The sequence below is a fragment of the Aequorivita sp. 609 genome (assembly GCF_014212065.1).
Classification (GTDB): Bacteria; Bacteroidota; Bacteroidia; order Flavobacteriales; family Flavobacteriaceae; genus Aequorivita; species Aequorivita sinensis.
Genome location: NZ_JACJVM010000193.1, coordinates 1 through 1,289, shown reverse-complemented (window position 1 = coordinate 1,289; position 1,289 = coordinate 1). Strand labels below are relative to the sequence as shown.

Sequence of the window (1,289 nt, the reverse complement as noted above, 5' to 3'; positions counted from 1 at the left end):
GTTGTGCGTAAGCTAAAAAATGAACCCGATAACAAACTTTATAGAAAAAATTGAACAGCAGAATTTGTGGGACAGTCGACTTGAATTAAGCCGAAAGGAATATTTATAAGTCAAAGGCAGTATTGACACAAATCTATATTTTGTGGTTAGCGGAAGTTTGAGAATTTACGTGCTGGAGGAATTTGAGGAGAATATAATTCGGTTCGGCTACAAAAATAATTTCATTGCATCTTTGGACTCTTTCATAAGTGAAAAACCGTCAGATTTATATATTCAAGCAATCAAGAAAACGGAATTGAAAGTTATCAAAAAAACAACATTTATGGACTTTGTAGAAAGCTCAAAAGAGAATACTAAAATTTGGCATATAATGCTCGGAAATTTAATATTTCAACAAATGGAAAGAGAACGAGATATTTTGACTTCTTCACCATTAGAAAGGTATAAAAGAGTTTTGGCGAGAAGTCCGCAACTGTTTCAAGAAATTCCAAACAAGTATATCGCATCATACTTGAGAATGACACCAGAAACATTATCGAGAATAAAAAAGTCTTAATCCAAATCAATGTTTTTGCAAAAAATAACACCGATTTTTGAGCAAAAAAATTATGACAATAAAATCAGAAAAATTAATACAGGACTTAATAGAAAGAACTCGAATAAACATCAACCAAGCCGAAAAATTCAGTTCACTTTCAAACGAAAAACTGAATTGCAGAGCTGAAAAAGACAGTTGGAGCATTTTAGAATGTTTTGAACATTTGAATTTATATGGCGATTTTTACATCCCAGAAATTAAGCAACGGATTGAAAAATCAAGAACAAACCCTAAAGAAAACTTTAGGTCAGGTATTTTAGGTAATTATTTTGCGAAAAGTATGTTACCAAAAGAGAAATTGAACAAAATGAAAACGTTTAAGGACAAAAATCCAATAGGCAGTAAATTGGACAAAAAAACTATCGAACGTTTTATTTCACAACAAGAACAAATCTTGAACCTTTTGGACAAATCGAGGGAAATAGATTTGAACAAAACCAAAACTGCAATAAGCATCACGAATTTGATTAAATTGAAAATTGGAGATACGTTTAGAGTTGTGATATATCATAATGAAAGGCATTTAGAACAAGCGAATAAACTATTGGGTTGAAAAAAGCCTACGCACAACAACGGCTATAAGCAATTGGGGTTTAGGTGCTTAATCGAAAATTAAAATATAAATTAAAGGTCAGTGCTAAACCGAAAAGTTAGGGCAAGAAATCCCCAACTGCTCATAACCACGACCGTT

At 32.0% G+C, this 1,289-nt stretch carries 2 protein-coding genes; both read left to right on the top strand.

Going from position 1 to position 1,289, the window contains the following annotated elements; genetic code table 11:
* Positions 1–121: 121 nt before the first annotated feature.
* Complete coding sequence (locus tag H4O20_RS13285) at positions 122–556, top strand: cyclic nucleotide-binding domain-containing protein (protein ID WP_333907982.1); 435 nt, start codon at positions 122–124, stop codon at positions 554–556.
* A 52-nt stretch (positions 557–608) separates the two neighbouring features.
* The gene (locus H4O20_RS13280; RefSeq protein WP_185099582.1) at positions 609–1,151 is read left to right on the top strand and encodes a DinB family protein; all 543 of its coding nucleotides are present in this window, start codon (positions 609–611) and stop codon (positions 1,149–1,151) included.
* Positions 1,152–1,289: the final 138 nt, after the last annotated feature.

Bases quoted from the DNA above. Each gene is read 5' to 3' on its own strand.
- H4O20_RS13280 (WP_185099582.1), top strand. From the start codon at position 609: ATGACAATAAAATCAGAAAAATTAATACAGGACTTAATAGAAAGAACT.